13 protein-coding genes are annotated in these 15,988 nt (G+C 71.2%); 2 read left to right on the forward strand and 11 right to left on the reverse strand.

Annotated elements, in window-relative coordinates:
* Positions 1–73 precede the first annotated feature (73 nt).
* The 7 genes from ACFY0X_RS12875 to ACFY0X_RS12905 form a co-directional block, all read right to left on the reverse strand.
* The gene (locus tag ACFY0X_RS12875; protein ID WP_387752878.1) at positions 74–2,419 is read right to left on the reverse strand and encodes an immune inhibitor A domain-containing protein; all 2,346 of its coding nucleotides are present in this window, start codon (positions 2,417–2,419) and stop codon (positions 74–76) included.
* Between the two features lie 343 nt (positions 2,420–2,762).
* A complete protein-coding gene (locus ACFY0X_RS12880) occupies positions 2,763–5,282 on the reverse strand; it encodes an ATP-dependent Clp protease ATP-binding subunit (RefSeq protein WP_387752881.1) in 2,520 nt (839 codons plus the stop codon).
* 685 nt (positions 5,283–5,967) lie between these two features.
* Entirely contained in the window at positions 5,968–6,321 is a 354-nt protein-coding gene (locus tag ACFY0X_RS12885; protein WP_387752884.1) for an Lsr2 family protein, read from the reverse strand.
* 91 nt (positions 6,322–6,412) lie between these two features.
* Positions 6,413–6,949 (reverse strand): amino-acid N-acetyltransferase, encoded by a 537-nt coding sequence (locus ACFY0X_RS12890; protein WP_387752887.1) that lies wholly within the window; start codon positions 6,947–6,949, stop codon positions 6,413–6,415.
* Between the two features lie 10 nt (positions 6,950–6,959).
* Positions 6,960–7,397 (reverse strand): BlaI/MecI/CopY family transcriptional regulator, encoded by a 438-nt coding sequence (locus ACFY0X_RS12895; RefSeq protein ID WP_387752890.1) that lies wholly within the window; start codon positions 7,395–7,397, stop codon positions 6,960–6,962.
* A gap of 243 nt (positions 7,398–7,640) precedes the next feature.
* Positions 7,641–9,197, reverse strand: coding sequence for a bifunctional lysylphosphatidylglycerol synthetase/lysine--tRNA ligase LysX (lysX, locus tag ACFY0X_RS12900; RefSeq protein ID WP_387752893.1), 1,557 nt, complete (start codon positions 9,195–9,197; stop codon positions 7,641–7,643).
* A 246-nt stretch (positions 9,198–9,443) separates the two neighbouring features.
* Complete coding sequence (locus tag ACFY0X_RS12905) at positions 9,444–10,190, reverse strand: hypothetical protein (RefSeq protein WP_387752896.1); 747 nt, start codon at positions 10,188–10,190, stop codon at positions 9,444–9,446.
* A gap of 162 nt (positions 10,191–10,352) precedes the next feature.
* Here ACFY0X_RS12905 and ACFY0X_RS12910 point away from each other — a divergent pair, with 162 nt between their 5' ends.
* On the forward strand, positions 10,353–10,907 hold the full coding sequence (locus tag ACFY0X_RS12910) for a SigE family RNA polymerase sigma factor (RefSeq protein WP_387752898.1): 555 nt from the start codon (positions 10,353–10,355) through the stop codon (positions 10,905–10,907).
* Positions 10,908–10,980: 73 nt separating this feature from the next.
* The gene (locus ACFY0X_RS12915; protein ID WP_387752901.1) at positions 10,981–11,913 is read left to right on the forward strand and encodes a hypothetical protein; all 933 of its coding nucleotides are present in this window, start codon (positions 10,981–10,983) and stop codon (positions 11,911–11,913) included.
* A 7-nt stretch (positions 11,914–11,920) separates the two neighbouring features.
* Here the strand turns inward: ACFY0X_RS12915 and ACFY0X_RS12920 are convergent, their stop codons facing one another.
* From ACFY0X_RS12920 to panD, 4 genes are read right to left on the reverse strand one after another with little or no spacing between them, the layout of a single operon-like run.
* Positions 11,921–12,709, reverse strand: coding sequence for a type III pantothenate kinase (locus ACFY0X_RS12920; protein ID WP_387752904.1), 789 nt, complete (start codon positions 12,707–12,709; stop codon positions 11,921–11,923).
* A gap of 47 nt (positions 12,710–12,756) precedes the next feature.
* A complete protein-coding gene (gene nadC / locus ACFY0X_RS12925; RefSeq protein WP_387752905.1) occupies positions 12,757–13,719 on the reverse strand; it encodes a carboxylating nicotinate-nucleotide diphosphorylase in 963 nt (320 codons plus the stop codon).
* A gap of 4 nt (positions 13,720–13,723) precedes the next feature.
* The gene (locus ACFY0X_RS12930) at positions 13,724–15,394 is read right to left on the reverse strand and encodes an L-aspartate oxidase (RefSeq protein ID WP_387752907.1); all 1,671 of its coding nucleotides are present in this window, start codon (positions 15,392–15,394) and stop codon (positions 13,724–13,726) included.
* Between the two features lie 15 nt (positions 15,395–15,409).
* Entirely contained in the window at positions 15,410–15,859 is a 450-nt protein-coding gene (gene panD / locus ACFY0X_RS12935; RefSeq protein WP_387752910.1) for an aspartate 1-decarboxylase, read from the reverse strand.
* Between the last annotated feature and the right edge of the window lie 129 nt (positions 15,860–15,988).

A 15,988-nucleotide genomic window follows, 5' to 3' on the forward strand; every position in this document is an offset into this window, starting at 1 on the left:
CACTGCGGGGACGGGCCGGACGTGGAGGTGTCAGAGCTGCCTGGTCACAGGCCGATCGCTACCGGAGCGACGATCAGTTGTCGACCGGGCGGACCCGGATCCAGGTCTCCAGGTAGTTCGAGGACTCGTTCTCGACCTCGATGCTGGTGCCCGTCTTCGGGACGTCGACACCGGCGTACTGGTCGTCCTTGCTCCACCACGACTTCAGGTCGTTGAACTCGTCGACGCCCTTGGCCTTCGGGATGACGGTCTCGACGCCCTTGTTGTGCAGGGTGAGCGCGGGGACGCGGCGGGAGCCGAAGGTGGAGTCGAAGCCCTGGACGCGCGGCTTCATCAGGCTGCCGTCGGTCCACTTCAGCACGTTCGGGTGCGAGTCGACCGGCAGGACCAGGCCGTGGCCCGGGTGGGCGCTGACGTTGTTGTCGGTCTGCGACTCGTCCCAGAACCAGATCAGCAGACCGGGCTGGTAGGAGTAGTGCTCGACCCAGCTCGGCTTGTCGGCGAAGCCGAAGTTGTACGGGCCGGTCTTCAGGGTCTGGTCGAAGGACACGTACTGCCGGTTCTCCGCGATGTAGTACTGCGCGTAGTCCTTGGTGTACGAGCCGCCGAAGCGGGAGAACCCGTCGGCCACCCAGCCGTTGTCACCGTTCTCGACGTCGTCGCTGAACACGGCGGCGCCGTCGGCGACGACCGCGATGTTGTCCAGCGTCAGGCCGCGGAAGTGCAGGCCGCCGTCGGTGGTCTGGTGGTAGCGGAACTTGACCTTCTGGCCCGCGTAGGCGTCCAGGTTGAACGACAGGTCGCCCCAGGCGGCCACCTGGCCGCTGAGGGCCGGACGGTCGTTCTCGCGCGGCAGCGCGGTGCCGTTCCAGGTGCCGTCGATGACGGTCCAGGACTTGCCGCCGTCGGTGGAGACCTCGCCGAACGCGTAGTCGAAGTCCTGCTCCAGCTCGTACCAGGCCTTGGCGTTGATGCTGGCCTTGGTCTTGCCGGTCAGGTCGACGTCGCGGGTGAGCGTGACGTTCAGGTTGTCGGCGCTGCCGCTCCACCACTCACCGGCGCCGGCGAACGGCTTGTTGATCTCGGTGGTGATGCTCTTCTTCGGCAGGTCGACGATCAGGGCCTGCGGCAGCTTGCTGTTGTACTCCGCCGGGCCGATGTGGTGGGTCGACTCGGTGCCCGCCTTGGCGCGGTCGACCTTCAGCCAGCCGAGCTGGTACTTGCTCCAGGCGTCGAGGTCGTTCGGCATGTCGCCGATCGCGTCCTTGCCCTCGCCGAGCCAGGAACCGGAGGACATCAGCGACCAGAAGCCGACCGAGTTGTCGATGCCCTTGCCGGCGGTGTCGTAGAGGTCCGGCAGACCGAGGTCGTGACCGTACTCGTGGGCGAAGACGCCGAGGCCGCCGTTCTCCGGCTGCATCGTGTAGTCGCCGACCCAGATGCCGCTGCTGCCGACCTGGACGCCACCGAGCTTGTTGCCCTCGGGGCCGGCCGTGCCCTGCAGGTTGCCGTAGACGTACGAGCGGTGCGCCCACAGGGCCTTCTTGCCCTGCTTGCCGCCACCGGCCGACTTGTCCTCGCCGGCGTGCACGATCTGGAAGTGGTCCAGGTACCCGTCGGGCTGGTTGAAGTTCCCGTCGTGGTGCGAACCGTAACGGTCCCACTGGTCGTACTGGGCCAGGGTCGCCTTGATCTGGGCGTCGGTCTGACCCTTGGCCAGCTGGTCCTTGTACCAGATGTCCACGGCGTCGCGGATCAGGTCCTGGGCGCTGGCGCAGACGTTGGAGCCGCAGTAGTCGGAGCCGTAACGGGCCTCGTTCCACGGGACGCGGACCCAGTCCGTGACCACGCCGTCGACCGAGTAGCGGCCCGAGGACTGCTTCTCGTAGTAGGTCTTCAGCGAGGGCTTGTCCTTGTTGAAGTACAGGTCCTGGTAGTGCTGCTGGTTGTAGTCGGCCTGCCACTCGGTCGAGTTGTCGGTGGCGCGGTCCGGCTTCTCGATCTCGTTGTGCTTCGGGCCGGGCTCACCGCCGTACTTGACCTTGCCGTCCGGCGTCGTGGTGGTGTTGTCCACCTGGTCACCGAAGTCGACCAGGATGGTGAAGATCTTGTCCGTGCGCTCGCGGGCGAGCTCGACGTACTTGTCCTTGCCGAGCTTCACGCTGGTGCTGCCGTTGTGCTGCTCGACCTCGGCGGTGCCGTTGAGCAGCTTCTCGGTGGCGGCCTTCTGCTCCGCCTCCACCTTCGCGGTCAGCGGGCCCGGAAGGTTGTGCTCGGTGTTCTGGACGGCCTCGGCCGGGTCCTTCGGGACCGGGGCGGAGCCGGCGGCGACGGCGGTGCCCGGAAGCAGGCCCGCGCCGAGCGTGACTATGACCGCTGCGGCTGTGGCGACCGCAGCGGTTCTCCTGGTGTTCTTCAACGTTGTGACGTCCTCCCCGACCGGGGCCAGCTCATGGCCAAAGCCCGGCAAACCAAAATGAAAGACAGGTGGACGTCATTTGATACAAGCGTGCACAGAAAAGATAGACCTTGACCGTGACATGGTCACGGCGCTATGCTCCGCGACCCCCCATCATCTGACCGCATGTCAACCGTATGTTCGTTAAAGCTTGCTGAGAAACCGAGCGCACCCGTACCAGCCAGTGGGGGAGCCGGACATTCCGGTCCGTACCCCCGCCGGCGTCGGTGGGGCGGAACGCACCGAGCCCCCGGCGTGAACGCCGGGGGCTCGGTGGCTGTGAAGTTGTCTGTTAAAAGTTGGGTTACTTCGTCAGGTCGGGACCGGACGAGGCGACCGCGGCCGGGGTGTCCGCGACGGCCGACTTCTCCTCGCCGCGGAAGGTGAACTTGGCGTCCTTGCCCTCGCCCTCGACGTCGACGACGACGATGTGGCCGGCCCGCAGCTCACCGAAGAGGATCTTCTCGGAGAGGTGGTCCTCGATCTCGCGCTGGATGGTGCGGCGCAGCGGACGGGCACCCAGGATCGGGTCGTAGCCGCGCTTGGCCAGCAGCTTCTTGGCCTCGACGCTGAGCTCCAGGCCCATGTCCTTGTCCTTGAGCCGCTCGTCCACCTTGGCGATCATGAGGTCGACGATCTGGATGATGTCGTCCTCGGACAGCTGGTGGAACACCACGATGTCGTCGACGCGGTTCAGGAACTCGGGGCGGAAGTGCTGCTTGAGCTCCTCGCCGACCTTCGCCTTCATCCGCTCGTACCCGGTCTGGGTGTCACCCGTGGCCGCGAAGCCGAGGTTGAAGCCCTTCGAGATGTCCCGGGTGCCGAGGTTGGTCGTCATGATGATGACGGTGTTCTTGAAGTCGACCACGCGGCCCTGGGAGTCGGTCAGGCGACCGTCCTCCAGGATCTGCAGCAGCGAGTTGAAGATGTCCGGGTGGGCCTTCTCGACCTCGTCGAAGAGGACGACCGAGAACGGCTTGCGGCGGACCTTCTCGGTCAGCTGGCCGCCCTCCTCGTAGCCGACGTAGCCGGGCGGGGAGCCGAACAGCCGGGAGACGGTGTGCTTCTCGGAGAACTCGGACATGTCGAGCGCGATCAGCGCGTCCTCGTCGCCGAACAGGAACTCCGCCAGCGTCTTGGACAGCTCGGTCTTACCGACGCCGGACGGGCCGGCGAAGATGAACGAACCGCCGGGGCGCTTCGGGTCCTTGAGGCCCGCACGGGTGCGCCGGATGGCCTGGGAGAGCGCCTTGATGGCGTCCTTCTGGCCGATGACGCGCTTGTGCAGCTCGTCCTCCATGCGCAGCAGGCGGGAGGTCTCCTCCTCGGTCAGCTTGAAGACCGGGATGCCGGTGGCGGTGGCCAGGACCTCGGCGATGAGCTCCTCGTTGACCTCCGCGACGACGTCCATGTCGCCGGCCTTCCACTCCTTCTCGCGCTTGGCCTTGGCCTGCAGGAGCTGCTTCTCGTCGTCGCGCAGGGACGCGGCCTTCTCGAAGTCCTGCGCGTCGATCGCGCTCTCCTTCTCGCGGCGCACGTCGGCGATCTTCTCGTCGAACTCGCGCAGGTCCGGCGGCGCGGTCATCCGGCGGATGCGCATCCGGGAGCCGGCCTCGTCGATCAGGTCGATCGCCTTGTCCGGCAGGAAGCGGTCCGAGATGTACCGGTCGGCCAGGGTGGCGGCGGCGACCAGGGCGGAGTCCGTGATGGAGACCCGGTGGTGGGCCTCGTAGCGGTCGCGCAGACCCTTGAGGATCTCGATGGTGTGCGGCAGCGACGGCTCGGCGACCTGGATCGGCTGGAAGCGGCGCTCCAGCGCGGCGTCCTTCTCCAGGTGCTTGCGGTACTCGTCCAGGGTGGTGGCACCGATGGTCTGCAGCTCGCCGCGGGCCAGCATCGGCTTGAGGATGCTGGCGGCGTCGATGGCGCCCTCGGCGGCGCCCGCGCCGACCAGGGTGTGCAGCTCGTCGATGAACAGGATGATGTCGCCGCGGGTGCGGATCTCCTTGAGCACCTTCTTCAGGCGCTCCTCGAAGTCACCGCGGTAGCGCGAGCCGGCCACCAGGGCGCCCAGGTCCAGCGTGTAGAGCTGCTTGTCCTTGAGCGTCTCCGGGACCTCGCCCTTGACGATCGCCTGGGCCAGGCCCTCGACCACGGCGGTCTTGCCGACGCCGGGCTCACCGATCAGCACCGGGTTGTTCTTGGTGCGGCGGGACAGCACCTGCATGACCCGCTCGATCTCCTTCTCGCGCCCGATGACCGGGTCGAGCTTGGCCTCGCGGGCGGCCTGGGTGAGGTTGCGGCCGAACTGGTCCAGGACCAGCGAGGTCGACGGGGTGCCCTCGGCGGGCCCGCCGGCCGTGGCCGACTCCTTGCTGCCGCCGGTCTGGTAGCCGGAGAGCAGCTGGATGACCTGCTGGCGCACCCGGTTGAGGTCGGCGCCCAGCTTCACCAGGACCTGGGCGGCGACGCCCTCGCCCTCGCGGATCAGGCCGAGCAGGATGTGCTCGGTGCCGATGTAGTTGTGGCCGAGCTGCAGGGCCTCCCGGAGCGACAGCTCCAGGACCTTCTTCGCCCGGGGGGTGAAGGGAATGTGGCCGGACGGGGCCTGCTGGCCCTGGCCGATGATCTCCTCGACCTGCTGGCGAACGGCCTCAAGAGAAATCCCGAGGCTCTCCAGGGCCTTGGCGGCGACGCCCTCGCCCTCGTGGATCAGACCCAGGAGGATGTGCTCGGTGCCGATGTAGTTGTGGTTGAGCATCCGGGCTTCTTCCTGAGCCAGGACGACAACCCGCCGCGCGCGGTCGGTGAACCTCTCGAACATCGTTTATCGCTCCTCAGAGCGGTCGGGCAGTTCGGGGTCCGTCCCCGCCCTGTCCTTCCGCATGCTAGTCCCGCTCAGCGGCGCGGCCCACGGATTCACTCCCCGGTAGAGGAGCGAGATGCTGCGCGACCAGCCGACACCAATCCCAACCTGATGCTGGGAAACGGTGTTCCCACAGGTGGGCCGGATGCACCGGATTCCGCTACGCCATCGGCGAACACGTGCCGCCGGAGGCGCGGGCCGGAACACTCCGGCCGGTCGCGCATACTGCCCCTGGACGGGCCGAAGAACCCGTCCACCTGCATTCATACCCGGTATCGGGGCGGTTCTCGCGCAGTTTCCGCGGTGGCGGTGTTCGCCTGGCGAGAAGTCGGGCCGTGGCGACGGCGGTTCAACGGCGGCCGGGGCCCGGGTGCGTGCCCCGGTGGTGTCCGCTTACCGCTTCGCCCTTACAGCGTTGCACAGCCCGCGATTGTTCCGCCGCCCGGGCCGGTGCCCGGACCGGTGCCCGACCGGGTGCCCGGGCCGGTGCCCCGCCCGGCCCCGGTGCCCGCGGCGGCACGGCCCCGCGGGCACGCGCCGCGGGGCGCGGAGGAGACTCCTCCGCGCCCCGTGCGTGTACTGGCGGCGCCGTCTCCGGCCGCCGGGGCCCCGCGCCCGCACCGGCGGGCCGACGGCGCCGGGATCAGGACGCGTTGGCCTTCTCGTAGGCCTCGCGGACGTTGCTCGGAACGCGGCCGCGGTCGTTGACCTCCAGGCCCTGCTCCTTGGCCCACGCGCGGATCTTGGCCGTGTCGGGCGCACCGCCGCCGGCCGGACGCGCCGCACCGCCGCGGCCCGGACGACGGGTGCCGGCGAGCCGGCCGCTCTGCTTGCGGCCCTTCTCCACGTACGGCGCCAGCAGGCCGCGGAGCTTGTCCGCGTTGGCGCTCTTCAGGTCGATCTCGTAGGCAACGCCGTCGAGGGCGAACGTCACCGTCTCGTCCGCCGAACCGCCGTCGAGATCGTCTTCAAGAATGACCTGCACCCTCTGTGCCACGGGCTTCCCTTTCCGCTAAACGACCCATTGCCTGAGGAAAGGAAAGCGCCTTTCTCCGGAAAACACAAACCCTTGACCCGGGCGGAGCGCCTCAGAGGTGCAGCAGCATGCGCGAGTTGCCCAGTGTGTTGGGCTTCACCCGCTCCAGGTCGAGGAACTCGGCGACGCCTTCATCGTACGAGCGGAGGAGTTCTTCATAGACATCCGTAGCGATCGCCGCCGGGTCTGTCGTACCATCATCGGTTTCCTGGAGCTCCCCGATCTCGACGAAACCGTGTTTCGCGAAGAACGCGACCTCGAACGTCAAGCAGAAAATCCGACGGACGCCCAGCCAGCGCGCCGTCTGCACCAGCTTCTCCAGCAGCAGGTGCCCGATCCCGAAGCCGCGGACGGCCGGATCCACCGCGAGCGTGCGGACCTCGGCGAGGTCCTCCCACATCACGTGCAGTGCGCCGCAGGCCACGACCGCGCCGTCGTCGTCGCGTTCCGCGACCCAGAACTCCTGGACGGATTCGAACAGTGTGACTGTGGGCTTGTCCAGCAGAATGCCGTCGCGCGCGTAGGCGTCGATGAGCCCGCGCACTGCCCGCACGTCCGTGGTCCGCGCCCGGCGGATGGTGACCTCCATGGTCGGGACGTTATCGCGCCGCTCCCGGTTCCGTCCCACCGGTATCCGGTCCGTCGTCCGGGGAATCCGCGCCGGGCGGATCGGACGGGAACAGCGCGGCCACCCGCAAGGCGTCCCGGAGCGCTTCGCGTTGCTCGGGCGACATCAGGCCGAAGAAGTGCACCAGGGCCGCCGCCGGATTGTCACTGGTGGCCCAGGCGTCGTTCATCAGGGCCGCCGTGTACGCCTCGCGCGAGGAGACCGGTTCATATCGATAGGCCCGGCCGACCCGCTCGCGGCGCAGCCAGCCCTTTCTGTGGAGCTTGTCCAGGACGGTCATCACCGTGGTGTACGCGATTTCGCGTTCCGACCGCAGATCCAGGAGAACCTCGCGAACGGTGACCGGTCGGTTCCACTGCCACACCCGGGTCATGATGGCGTTCTCAAGTTCGCCGAGTTGCCGGACCATAGTGCGGCCAGGATAGGGAGTGAATGGGGCAAATCTTGTGAAGTGCGCCAAACCGGCGCGCCGCCACCCCCGGGAATCGGGAATGGCGGCGCGCCGGTCGTTCGGGACGGCTGACGGCGTCAGTCGACGTCTTCCTTGGCCCGCTGGGCCCCGCCCTGGCTGCGGACGATGGCCCGCACCAGGAAGCCGAAGCCGATCGCCATGACCAGCGGCGGCACGATCGCGCTGACGTAGTCCATCAGGTCACTCCTCCTCGGTCTTCTCCGCCGTCGCGGCGGAAGCCTTCGGCTCCGGCTTCACCAGCGGGAAGAGCACCGTCTCCCGGATGTTCTTGCCGGTCAGCAGCATGATCAGGCGGTCCACGCCGAGGCCGAGGCCGCCGGTCGGGGGCATCGCGTACTCCAGGGCGCGCAGGAAGTCCTCGTCCACCTGCATCGCCTCGACGTCGCCGCCGGCCGCCAGCAGCGACTGGGCGGTGAGGCGGGCGCGCTGCTCGACCGGGTCGACCAGCTCGGAGTAGGCGGTGCCGATCTCGGTCCCGAAGATCACCAGGTCCCACTTCTCGGCCACACCGGGCCGCGAGCGGTGCTGGCGGGTCAGCGGGGAGACCTCGGTCGGGTAGTCCTTGATGAAGGTCGGCCGGACGGCGTTCTCCTCCAGCAGGCGCTCGACCATCTCCAGCACGATCTGGCCGTGGCCCCACTCCTTCTCGAACGGGATGCCGTGCTCGGCGGCCAGCTTGCGCAGCTCCTCGACGCCCGTCTCCGGGGTGACCTCGACGCCCAGGCGGGCCGAGATGCCAGGGTAGACGGAGACCTCCTCCCACGGCTCGGCCAGGTCGATCTCGTGCTCGACGCCGTGCGCGTCCACGCCCTTGATCACGGTGGTGCCCAGCGCGTCCCGGGCCGCGTTGACGATCGTCTCGCGGATCAGCTCGGCCTGGGTGTCGTAGTCGCCGTACGCCTCGTACGACTCCAGCGAGGTGAACTCCGGGTTGTGGGTGGAGTCCGCGCCCTCGTTGCGGAAGTTGCGGTTGATCTCGAAGACCTTCTCGGCGCCGCCGACCACCAGCCGCTTGAGGTACAGCTCGGGGGCGATGCGCATGTAGAGGTCGATGTCGTACGCGTTGATGTGCGTCTTGAACGGACGCGCGTTGGCGCCGCCGTGCACCGGCTGGAGCATCGGGGTCTCGACCTCGATGTAGCCGCGGTCCTCGTAGGTGCGGCGGATCGAGCGGACGACCTTGCTGCGCAGGTGCAGGATCTCCCGGGCCTCGGGGTTGACGATCAGGTCCAGGTAGCGCTGGCGGACCCGTGCCTCCGGGTCGGTCAGGCCCTTGTGCTTGTCCGGCAGCGGGCGCAGGCACTTGGCGGTGAGCTCCCAGCGGTCCACCATCACGGACAGCTCGCCGCGCTTGGAGGTGATCACCTCGCCCTCGACGCCGACCTGGTCGCCGAGGTCGATGTCGGCCTTCCAGGCCGCCAGCCGCTCGGCGCCCAGCTTGTCCAGGGAGAACATCACCTGGAGGTCGCCGGTGCCGTCGCGCAGGGTGGCGAAGCAGAGCTTGCCGCCGGTGCGGGAGAGGATCACGCGGCCGGTGACGCCGGCCCGCTCGCCGGTCGCGGTGTCCGGCTCCAGGTCGGGGTGCTTGGCGCGGAGGTCCGCGATGGTGGTGGTGCGGGGGAATCCGACCGGGTACGGGTCGACGCCGGCCGCCCGGAGCCGGTCCAGCTTCTCGCGCCGGACGCGCATCTGCTCGGGAAGGTCGTCGGTCGCGGGAAAAAGGCTCTGATCGCTCACCCCACAAGGGTAGCCAGCCACACACGGTGCTCCGCGCCGGGATTGCCGCGGGGGAGGCCGTGACGGCGGCCTGCCCCGCGGACCGGACGGGCCCGGGTCAGCCGGCGCGGCGGGCCTGGGGGCGGCCGAGTCCCTGCCGTGATCGACGGCGGCCGGCCGGAACGCGGCACTGTCGGCACCTGGACCGGGGCGCGGCGGAGGGGGGACCGCGACGGCGGTCCCCCCCTCCGGAGCGTGTCGTCCGGCTCAGCCGGTGCCGGTGGCCAGTTCGACGTCCTCGATGTCCTCGGGGGCCTGGTCGGCGGGCGGGGCGGGACGGGTGGGGGGCTTGGGGCGGCGGCCGAAGAGCTCGGCGGGGGTGGGCATTCGGTGCGGACGGGGCGGGGTCGTCGCGGCGGCGGGCTGCTCCGGGCGGGACTCGGTGCTGCTCATGATGGTCCGTCCTCCTACGGGGATGGGGTGACTGTGCGGCGGTGCGGCGGGGCTCGGTACGGCCACCAGGTGGCGGGGGCCGGTGTGGAGGGCGAGCCGTTCGCGGACGGCGGCCTCGGCCAGTGCGTGGCAGCGCCCGGCCAGTCGGGAGCGGCGGGCCCGCTCGCCCTGGCCGCAGGGCTGGCGGGACAGCCCGCGCAGCGCGGTGAGGTCCTCCGGCCCGGGCAGGTACCCGTCGGACACCGCCTCCTCCAGCCGCTCCAGGTAGCCGGGGGCGCTGCCGGGCAGGGCGGAGCGGTAGCGTCCGAGGTCGGCGAGCAGGAAGGCGCGCAGCCGGCCGCCCTCCTGGACCGCCTCGTCGATCGCCTCGGTCAGGCGCAGGGCGTCCTGGACGTCCTCCGCCCAGAGCTCGGCGCCGGGCCAGGCGAAGACCGGGCGGTCGGGCTTCTGGAGGTGGACGGGAACGGCGGGGTGCAGGGCTTGGGCGAGGGCTCGGCGCAGCACGCGGACTTCGTCGGCGCTGAAGGCCATGCCGCCGCGCGATCCGTGTGGCGTAGGCATGGATTGACACTACGTGAGGAATATCCGATTTGTCGGTAACGTCGCGCCGAACGACCCCCGTTCGGCGCGGTGAAGAAGCCTTTCGCCACCACCTGTAACGCCGCCCGGGGTGCACCTGGTCATCCAGGTGTCAGGGGAGAACGAGCGAGGGGGCCGGGCAGGATGCAACCGGACGGTCAGGGGAAGGCGGCCCGGGGCGGGCGCCGGGACGAGGACTTCCAGGCCTTCGCGGCCGCCCGGGCCAGACCGCTCTACCGGTCGGCCTGCCTGCTCACCGGCGGGGACACCCACCTCGCCGAGGACCTGGTGCAGGAGGCGCTCGGGCGGATCTACGCCCAGTGGCACCGCACCGCCTGGTTCGGGGCCAAGCGGCGGATCGACAACCCGGCCGGGTACGCCCACACCGTGCTGGTGCGGGCCTTCCTCTCGCACCGCGGCCGCCGCTCCAGCGGTGAGCGGCCGGTCGACGCGGTGCCGGACGGCGCGGCCCCGCAGGGCGACCCGGAGCTGCGGCTGACCCTGGTGGACGCGCTCGGCCGGCTCGCGCCGCGCGACCGGGCGGTGCTGGTGCTGCGCTACTGGGAGGACCGCAGCGTCGAGGAGACCGCCGCGATCCTGCAGAGCACCCCGGGCGCCGTCCGGACCCAGTCCTTCCGCGCGCTCGGCCGGATCCGCGCGGTGCTCGGCGGCAGCCTCGACGAGCTGGCCGGGCGCTGAGCCGGCCGTCGCGCGCTCGGCGGGTCCACCGCACTGATCACGTCAACTCATTTGGTAGAGAGGTTGGTCCAGCATGTCCGCAGAGCACGACGGGCCCGACGAGCGGTTCGAGCAGGCCTTCACCGAGGCCATCGGCCGGGCCGGCGGGGCCTACGACGCCGACGCCACCCGGCTGGTCGACACCGGCTGGGCGTACGGCCGCCGGCTGCGCCGCAGGCGGCGGGCCGGCACCGTGGCGGGCGCCGCCGCACTGGCCCTGATCGGGGTGGGCGGAGCCGCGCTCGGCGGCCTGCTGCCCGGGCAGGGTGCGGCGGTGGCCGGCGCGGCCTCGGACGGGGCGTCGACCGCGTCCGCCCCCCCGGTCACCGGGCCGGAGTTCCTGCGGATGCTCACCGAACTCCTGCCGCAGGGGGCGGTGACGGTGGGCGAGGCCAGGGGCACCGAGAGCGACATCCCGCAGCTGCGGCTGGTGCTGGACGACGGGAACGGCGCGGTCCAGTACCTGTTCTCGGTCACGCTCATGGTCGGCGACGCAGACTGCCCCGCCACGACGGTCCCGGGTGACGCCTGCACCGAGGCCGACCTCCCGGGCGGCGAGCACGTGCGCGTATACCAGGCCGGGACGCGCGGCGACGAGCCGGCCGGCTCGAAGACGTGGTCCGCCAAGCTGACCGGGAGCGGCTACCAGATCCTGCTCCAGGAGTGGAACCGCAAGCCGCTGGAGAACGGCTCGCCGGTCACCCGGACCGACCCGCCGCTGACGCCGGACCAGCTGACCGCGGTGGTGAAGGACCCGCGCTGGAAGAAGGTCGTGGCGGCCGTTCCGGACCGGAACGCGGGCAAGCCGGCCCAGCTGCCGGGAACGGCCACGGTCACCGTTCCGCCGCCGGTGCCGCCCGACCTGACGACCCTGCCGGCCGTGGCGACGCCGGTGCCGTCCGGTCCGGCCACCCCGCCGGCCACCCCGCCGGCCACCCCGCCGGCGACTCCGCCGCCCGGCAACTGAGCGCCGCTCAGGCCGTGGGGCGGTTGCGCTCGTACACCAGGCGCAGGCCGATCAGGGTCAGCCAGGGCTCGTGCACGTCGATGGTGGTGGCCTCGCCGAGGACGAGGGTGGCGAGGCCGCCGGTGGCGATCACCTGGACGTCGTCCGGGTCCTTGGCGAGCTCCCGGGCCATCCGCTCGACCAGGCCGTCGACCTGGCCGGCGAAGCCGTAGAGGATGCCGGACTGCATCCCCTCGACGGTGTTCTTGCCGATCACGTTGCGCGGGCGGGCCAGCTCGATCTTGCGCAGCTGGGCGCCGCGGACGCCGAGCGCCTCGACCGAGATCTCGATGCCCGGCGCGATCGCGCCGCCGACGTAGTCGCCGCGCGCGTTGACCGCGTCGAAGGTGGTCGCGGTGCCGAAGTCGACCACGATGCACGGGCCGCCGTACAGGTGGTTGGCGGCCAGCGCGTTGACGATCCGGTCCGCGCCGACCTCCTTGGGGTTGTCCATCAGGACGTGCACCCCGGTCTTCACGCCGGGCTCCACGATCACCGCGGGGACGTCGCCGTAGTAGCGGCGGGTCACCTCGCGGAGCTCGTGGAGCACGGCGGGGACGGACGAACAGATCGCCAGGCCCTCCACCGCGGCCTCCCGGACCGCGGTGTGGTTGCCCATCAACCCTTGCAGGAGCACCGCCAGTTCATCGGCCGTGCGGCGCGGATCGGTGGAGATCCGCCAGTGTTCCACCACGTCCTCGCCGTCGAACAGGCCGAGCGTGGTCTGGGTGTTGCCGACGTCGATGGTGAGGAGCACGGGGACGCTTTCTGCGAGTCGGGACAGGTCTGTTCTCGCTCTGACGGTCAGGCGCGCAGGTCCAGGCCGATGTCCAGGATCGGCGAGGAGTGGGTGAGCGCGCCCACGGCCAGGTAGTCGACACCAGTCTGGGCGACCTCGCGCGCGCTGGCCAGGGTCAGTCCGCCGGAGGCCTCCAGCTTCGCCCGGCCGGCCACCAGCGAGACGGCCTCCTTCAGCTGCCCGACGGTGAAGTTGTCCAGCAGGATCAGGTCCGCCCCGGCCTCCAGCACCGGCGGGATCTGCTCCAGGGTGTCCACCTCGACCTCGACCGGCAGCTCCGGGTACGCGGCCCGGACGGCCCGGAAGGCCTCGGCCACGCCGCCGGCCGCGACCACGTGGTTGTCCTTCACCAGCGCGGCGTCCGAGAGCGCCATCCGGTGGTTGGCGCCGCCGCCGCAGCGCACCGCGAACTTCTCCAGCGCGCGCAGGCCCGGGGTGGTCTTGCGGGTGTCCCGCACGACCGCGCCGGTGCCCTCCAGGGCGTCCGCCCAGGCACGGGTCGCGGTGGCGATGCCGGACAGGTGGCAGAGCAGGTTGAGCGCGCTGCGCTCGGCGGTCAGCAGGTCGCGGGTGCGGGAGCGGACCGAGAGCAGCACCTGGCCGGCCTCCACCTGGTCGCCGTCCTCGACGTGCCGCTCGACCTCGAACTCCTCCTCGCAGACCAGCGAGACGACCGCCTCGGCGACCCGCAGGCCGGCCACCACGCCGGCCTGGCGGGCGGTGAAGTCGGCGGTCGCGACGGCCTCGGCGGGTACGGTCGCCACCGAGGTGACGTCCTCGCCGCCGGCCAGGTCCTCGGCCAGCGCCAGGGTGGCGATGTCCTCGACCTCGACCGGGTCCAGCCCGGAGCGCTCCAGCAGCTCGGCCAGCTGCGGGTCCAGGCCGGTCTCGTAGCCCTCGCCGTCCCCGCAGGCGCAGCCGTCGCCGCAGCCGCCGGCCATCGGGAGTTCCTCGTGGGAGTGGGTCATGGTTCTACTGCTCCTCAGGGGTGCTGACCGGGCCGCCGGTGGCGGCGAGGGTGGTGATCAGGTGGCGCCGCCAGTGGGCGTCGTCGCGCTCGGGGAAGTCCTCGCGCCAGTGGCAGCCGCGGGTCTCCGCGCGCTGCGCGGCGGCCGCGACCAGGGCGGTGGCGACCAGCAGCAGGTTGGCGGCCTCCCAGGTCTCCACCCGGGGGTCGGCCGGCTTCTCCTCGGCCACGTGCGCGTACGCCTGCTCGGCGACCAGGCCGAGCCCGGCCGCGGTGTCGGCCATCGAGTCGGCCGAGCGCAGCACGCCGGCGCCGCGCGACATCAGCCGCTGGATCTCGGCGCGCGCCTCGGAGGCCGGCAGCGGGACGGGGTGCGCGGCCCGGGCGGCCTCGACGTCCACGGTGCGCTCGGGCAGCTCGCCGGCCAGGTGCCGTCCGGCCAGGTCGGCGGCGATCCGCTCGGCGAAGACCAGGCCCTCCAACAGGGAGTTCGAGGCCAGCCGGTTGGCGCCGTGCACCCCGGTGCAGGCGACCTCGCCGCAGGCGTACAGACCGGGCACGGAGGTGCGGCCGCGGGGGTCGGTGCGCACGCCGCCGGAGGCGTAGTGCGCGGCCGGGGCGACCGGGATCGGCTCGGTGACCGGGTCGATGCCGTGCGCGCGGCAGGAGGCCAGGATGGTCGGGAAGCGGTGCGCCCACATCTCGGCGCCGAAGTGCCGCCCGTCCAGGTACATGTGCTCGGCGCCCTGCTCCAGCATCCGCCGGGTGATCGCCTTGGCGACGATGTCGCGCGGGGCCAGTTCGGCCAGCTCGTGCTGCCCGACCATGAACCGGACGCCGTCCGCGTCCACCAGGTGGGCGCCCTCGCCGCGCACGGCCTCGGAGACCAGCGGCAGCTGGCCCTCGGCCTCCGGGCCGAGCCAGAGCACGGTCGGGTGGAACTGGACGAACTCCAGGTCGGTCACCTCGGCGCCGGCCCGCAGCGCGAGCGCCACGCCGTCGCCGGTGGAGACCGCCGGGTTGGTGGTGGCCGAGAAGACCTGGCCCATGCCGCCGGTGGCGAGCACTACCGCGCGGGCCCGGACGGCGCCGACGCCGTCGCGCTGGCCCTCGCCCATCACGTGCAGGGTGAGGCCGGCCGCGTGGCCCTCGGCGTCGGTCAGCAGGTCGAGGACCAGCGCGTGCTCGATCAGCTCGATCTCGGGGTCGTGGCGGACGGCGGCGACCAGCGCGCGGGATATCTCGGCGCCGGTGGCGTCCCCGCCGGCGTGCACGATCCGGTTGCGGTGGTGGCCGCCCTCGCGGGTCAGCAGGATCTCGCCGTCCGCGCCGCGGTCGAAGGCGGCGCCGGTGGCGATCAGCCGGCGGACGGCGTCCGGGCCCTCGGTGACCAGGGTGCGCACGGCCTCCTCGTCACAGAGCCCGGCGCCGGCCACCAGGGTGTCGTCCAGGTGCTGCCCGGGGGTGTCCCCCTCGCCCAGCGCGGCCGCGACGCCGCCCTGGGCCCAGCGGGTGGAGCCGTCGTCCAGCATCGCCTTGGTGACCACCATGGCCCGCAGGCCGGCCTTGCGGACGTTGAGCGCGACGGTGAGGCCGGCCACCCCGGAGCCGACCACGACCACGTCGGTGGTCGCGGTCCAGCCGGGGGCCGGGGCGGTGAGGCGGTGCGTGGACATGGGTCAGTGGCTCCTTCAGCGCGAGGCGGCGTCGGCCGCGCCGTTGCCGCCACCGTACGCCGCGTCCCCGCGCAGCAGTCCGGTGCCCTCCTGCGCCTCGGCCGGGTCCCCGCCCAGGCCGGTGATCCGGTTGTGCCCGTCCACGAAGACGACCTTCGGCTGGTAGCCCTTGGCCTCGGCCGTGTCCATCTGCCCGTAGGCGATGAGGATGACCAGGTCGCCGGGGTGGACCAGGCGGGCGGCGGCGCCGTTGATGCCGATCACGCCGGAGCCGCGCGGGCCGGCGATGGTGTAGGTCTCCAGCCGGGCGCCGTTGTTGATGTCGACGATGTGGACCAGTTCGCCGGGGAGCAGGTCGGCGGCGTCGAGCAGGTCCTCGTCCACCGTGACGGATCCCACGTAGTGCAGGTCGGCCTGGGTCACGGTGGCCCGGTGGATCTTGGACTTGAGCATGGTGCGGAGCATTGCGGGTCACGCCTCCTGTGAGTGCATGCCGGAAGGGGGTTCCTGCTGTCGGTACTACCGAACGTTTCCGTGCCTGACGGTCATCCGCCCGGGGCCCGTCTCCCGGATCCGGCGAGGATCCGGGAGACG

It is taken from the genome of Kitasatospora sp. NPDC001547 (genome assembly GCF_042894165.1).
Classification (GTDB): domain Bacteria; phylum Actinomycetota; class Actinomycetes; order Streptomycetales; family Streptomycetaceae; genus Kitasatospora.

Bases quoted from the DNA above. Each gene is read 5' to 3' on its own strand.
- ACFY0X_RS12910 (WP_387752898.1), top strand. From the start codon at position 10,353: ATGCAACCGGACGGTCAGGGGAAGGCGGCCCGGGGCGGGCGCCGGGAC.
- ACFY0X_RS12890 (WP_387752887.1), bottom strand. From the start codon at position 6,949: ATGGAGGTCACCATCCGCCGGGCGCGGACCACGGACGTGCGGGCAGTG.
- ACFY0X_RS12895 (WP_387752890.1), bottom strand. From the start codon at position 7,397: ATGGTCCGGCAACTCGGCGAACTTGAGAACGCCATCATGACCCGGGTG.
- ACFY0X_RS12930 (WP_387752907.1), bottom strand. From the start codon at position 15,394: ATGTCCACGCACCGCCTCACCGCCCCGGCCCCCGGCTGGACCGCGACC.
- ACFY0X_RS12880 (WP_387752881.1), bottom strand. From the start codon at position 5,282: ATGTTCGAGAGGTTCACCGACCGCGCGCGGCGGGTTGTCGTCCTGGCT.
- nadC (WP_387752905.1), bottom strand. From the start codon at position 13,719: ATGACCCACTCCCACGAGGAACTCCCGATGGCCGGCGGCTGCGGCGAC.
- panD (WP_387752910.1), bottom strand. From the start codon at position 15,859: ATGCTCCGCACCATGCTCAAGTCCAAGATCCACCGGGCCACCGTGACC.
- ACFY0X_RS12915 (WP_387752901.1), top strand. From the start codon at position 10,981: ATGTCCGCAGAGCACGACGGGCCCGACGAGCGGTTCGAGCAGGCCTTC.
- ACFY0X_RS12905 (WP_387752896.1), bottom strand. From the start codon at position 10,190: ATGCCTACGCCACACGGATCGCGCGGCGGCATGGCCTTCAGCGCCGAC.